The sequence below is a fragment of the Marseilla massiliensis genome, from assembly GCF_016899855.1.
GTDB lineage: Bacteria > Bacteroidota > Bacteroidia > Bacteroidales > Bacteroidaceae > Prevotella.
Map to the genome: position 1 here is coordinate 1 of NZ_JACJJG010000160.1, position 4,177 is coordinate 4,177.

General features: G+C 52.8%; 4 protein-coding genes. All 4 read right to left on the reverse strand.

What is annotated here, in order from left to right:
* Positions 1-206 precede the first annotated feature (206 nt).
* Positions 207-869, reverse strand: a complete 663-nt coding sequence (locus H6A34_RS13810) for an ABC transporter ATP-binding protein (RefSeq protein ID WP_205105988.1) — start codon at positions 867-869, stop codon at positions 207-209.
* A 152-nt stretch (positions 870-1,021) separates the two neighbouring features.
* Positions 1,022-2,569: an FtsX-like permease family protein gene (locus H6A34_RS13815; protein WP_205105989.1), complete on the reverse strand. Its 1,548-nt coding sequence runs from the start codon at positions 2,567-2,569 to the stop codon at positions 1,022-1,024.
* Positions 2,497-3,402 (reverse strand): ABC transporter permease, encoded by a 906-nt coding sequence (locus H6A34_RS13820; protein WP_205105990.1) that lies wholly within the window; start codon positions 3,400-3,402, stop codon positions 2,497-2,499. Before H6A34_RS13820 ends, H6A34_RS13815 begins: the two co-directional genes overlap by 73 nt.
* A 312-nt stretch (positions 3,403-3,714) precedes the next feature.
* Positions 3,715-4,177: ABC transporter permease (locus tag H6A34_RS13825; protein WP_205105991.1), on the reverse strand; the 463-nt coding region annotated here is incomplete at its 5' end.

The window sequence follows — 4,177 nt, forward strand, 5'->3', positions numbered from 1 at the left end:
TTGCGGACATTCATATATTTTTATTTGTCATCGCTTCCGTGTTTTTCGTGGTGCCGTTGGCGGCGCTTTTTCCACACAGTCTCGGCCTATTGGTAAGTCGCTGATAGTCAGATGGCTTGCAAAATGCCGTCTTTCGCATTGTAAAAGACGGCATTTTAGGCGTTAAAAGGAGGCCTTTTGCAACGTGAAAGGCCACCTTACGGAAATCAACCTACGATATGTCCGTCAAACAGGTGTATCGTCCTGTGGGCTATCTGGGCGTCGTGCTCGTTGTGGGTAACCATCACTATGGCCGTGCCTTCCTGGTTAAGCTCGGTCAACAGACGCATTACCTCGGCGCCGTTCTTCGAGTCCAAGTTACCCGTGGGCTCGTCGGCGAGTATCAGTTTCGGTCCGAATACCACGGCACGGGCTATCGCCACACGCTGCTGTTGTCCTCCGGAGAGCTGGTGGGGGAAGTGCTTTGCCCTGTGGCTTATGCCCATGCGCTTCATCACCTCCTGCACTTTCTGCCTGCGTTCGGCCTTGCCCACGTTGAGATAGGTCAGCGGCAGCTCGATGTTTTCCTCCACGTTAAGCTCGTCTATGAGGTTAAAGCTCTGGAAGACGAAGCCTATCTGCCCCTTGCGAATGCCCGTGCGGTCTTTCTCCTTGAGCAGTGATACTTCCTGTCCGTCCAGCCAATACATCCCCGAAGTGGGGTTGTCCAGCAGTCCGAGTATGTTCAACAGTGTTGACTTTCCACAGCCCGACGGACCCATTATGGCGACAAACTCGCCGTTGTTGACTTCAAACGATACTTTGTCCAGCGCGATAGTCTCCACCTCTTCCGTGCGGAACGACTTGCTAAGATTCTCTACTTTAATCATATTTTTTACGGTTTTAGGGTTTTACGGTTCTTGGGTTATGCGGTATTTGTTGTGGTTTTAAGATTTTGTGGTTATTTGATTATTATGCCGTGTGCCTTTATAACCATACAACCTCATGACCGTAAAACCTTACAACCGCATAACCTCATAATTTATTCGTCTTTAAGATACTTCACAGGATTGCCGTTGGCGGTCTTGTATGCGTCGGCTATTACCGTCGCGGCGACGACTGCCAGCACGGCGACTGTGCCCAAGACGAACAGCCAGAGGCTCATGTCGGCCTTCACGCTGAACTCCTCCAGCCATTTGTCGGCTACCATACCGGCCAGCGCCGCGCCTACTACGGTTGCCGGAACAGCCATAACCAGTATGCCGCTGAGCATCAGGCGGAGCACGTCACGGGTGCTTGCGCCGTTCACTTTGCGTATCGCTATCTCCTTGCTTCGCCGCTGCATCTCGTCGTTTACGTAGCCGATGAGGCCGAGCAGGGCTATCAGCAGGGCGCACAGTCCCGCTATGCTGACCGACGAACGGAAGTTCTTTACCGCGTCATAGTTGGCGTTCAGCTGCCTTTGGTAGCTGTCAACGATGATAGTCTTGTTGGGATACAGCCGTTGCAGACGCCGCTGTACGGCCTGCATGTTGTCCGTTGTCAGGTCGTGGAACTTCAACAGGAAGTAGCTTATGTAGCTGTCGTAAGGGTCGGCGTAGAACATCATCGTGGGGCGGTCGTCGTCATCCAGCGCCGTGCTTGCGTGGAAGTTGTCGTATATTCCGACGATGGTGAACAGGTTGGTATATACCCGGCTGTGCTCCGTTACAAGTATCTTGCGGCCTATCACGTCGTTCCATCCCTTCTCGTTCTTCAGCTTTCGGGCGAAGTCGGGGCTTACCATCATCTCCCTCAGACTGTCGCTGTGGGCGTTGAAGCCGCGTCCCTGCTTAATCTTAACGCCCGTCATGTCAAGGTAGTTGGCGCCCGCCATGTACAGGTCGTGGGCGTTAAACAGCTCTTCTCCCGTCTCGGGGTCAACTATGTTGTTGCCGCTGGCGTTGTCGTACATGGGGTATGTCACCTGCGTCCACGCCTCTATCTCGGCCATTTTGTTAAGTTCGGTCACCATGGCGTGGCGTTCCTGTCCCTTGGTTTGGCTGACGTTGATTATCGCCAGGCGGTCGTATTCATAGCCGAGGTCGAAGTTTACTAACTCGGAATACTGCCTGTTGACAATCAGGAGCAGGCACACGAGGAAGCTGACGAACACGAACTGAACGGCCAGCAACACCAGCTTCCACCGCCGGCGGTTCTCCGTGAAGCCGCGGAAGGCCGTCGTCACGGGCACAGCGTTGTATATCTTGCCGGGCAACAGGGCGCTGATGATGAACACAACGGCCAGCAAACCTACGAGCACCAGCACGCCACTGTTGGTGAAGAGGTCGGTCACCGGCGCCGACAGCAGCGTCTCAATAGAGCCTTTGCAGGCGTAAACCAGCGCCCCGGCCAGCGCCAACGCCATGATGATATGCGCCAAAGTCTCGCTTACCGTAATGCCGAATATGCTCTTGGGCATGGCTCCGTAGCACTTCCTTACCGCCATTTCGCGTGCCCTGGTGACGGTGTTTCCCATCACGATAAGAAGGTAGTTGAGCACGCTGGCGGCCAATACCACGGCGGCGAGGATGAGCAATACGGGCAGCATCTGTTTCGCGTCGCTGTTCTCGTAGTGTATTCTGATATCGGGGTGAACGCCAGCGAGAAGTCTATTTCTTCTTTTTTCAGTTCCCTTAAAAACTTGTTCACGATACTTTTTACCGTCGCGTCGAAGTCGCCAAGCTCGGGATTGCATCCCTCGGCCACCTTTATGAACGACCTGTAGCGGTCGTTTCCTACCAGGTTGTCCTGTCCGTCGTAGCTGAAACTGCGCTGTGTCGCCATGGATAGCATGACGTCATAGTCGTGGAAAGTCGAGTTCCAGGGGTAGTCTTCATACACTGCGCCGACGGTCATCACCAGTCCCGGGATGGTGGTACTCTCCAGTTTGCGGCCTATCACGTCGCCTCCCATGCGCTCGGCCATCGTCCGCGACACGAGGCAATAGAACGGTTTTCGCAGTACGTCGTCAGCGTCGCCCTCCAAAATCCTGGCCGGGAACACCTTGAAGAAGCACGAGTCAACGATATACACGTTGCCCTTGACGCGCCGTTCGGTGTCCATTTTCATCTCCTCGTCGGTGCAACAAGGGTTTATTCTCGTTGCCTCCGTTATCTGCGGGATATACTTTTTCAGTGCAGGGGCAATGCCTCCGGGCGTGTTTCCGTACATAGATTCCGGGTCAGAGCCTCTCTGTATAATCTCGCTTATCCGGTAAATGCGGTCGTGGTCGGGGTAGCACGTGTCGTATTCACGCTCGAAACACAGCTTGGCAATCAGCACCGAGGCCAGCGCGAAGCCGACGCCGAGGCATAGTATCTTGACGAAATTGTGCTGCCCTCGGCGCGGAATGTTCTTCAATGCTTGCTTAATGTTGTTCATATTTGTGGTTTTACGGTTTTGTGGTTATACGGTTTTACGGTATGTTTTTGGGTTATACGGTTATCGGGTTATGCGATTTTGCGGTGAGGTTTGCGGTTTTCTGCTTTGTAAATTGTAATCGTCTGATAATCAGAGTGTTATAAAACGCTTTCTAAAAGACCGTCTTTTGGTCTCTAAAAGGTGGCCTTTTACAGCCTAAAAGGCCACCTTTTGCAACGCCATTTGCCATGTTTTACCTTTTTACTGTTTTACCTTTTTACTTTTAATCATCTTTTCTCACCTTCTCACTTTTTCACCTTCTCACCTTTAAACTTATTCTTGTTTAATGTTCTTCACCGGGTTTTCTCCTGCCGCAATCCAACTCTGTACTGCCACTGCGGCGAAACTTATCAGCAGAACGATGACGCCCGCCACGATAATCCACGGCCACCACGTGATGCGATAGCTGTATTGCGAAATCCAGTCGGACATGAAGTGCACGATAATCGGCACGGCAATGACGAAAGCTATGCCCACGTATAGCAGGAAAGTGCGTATCAACCGCCGCCGCACCTGGTCGCTCGTAGAGCCGAACACCTTGCGGATGGCAATCTCCTTTGCCCTTTGCTGGATGAAATATGTCGACATGGCGACAAGCCCGAGCAGTGATATCACGATGGCGACCAAGGCAAAGAGCGATACGATTTTCGACGCGCGAAGCTCCTGTTCGAAGCGTTGCTCTATCTGCTTGTCAATGAATGGCGGCGTGCTTTCGTCCACATCCTCGTGATATACC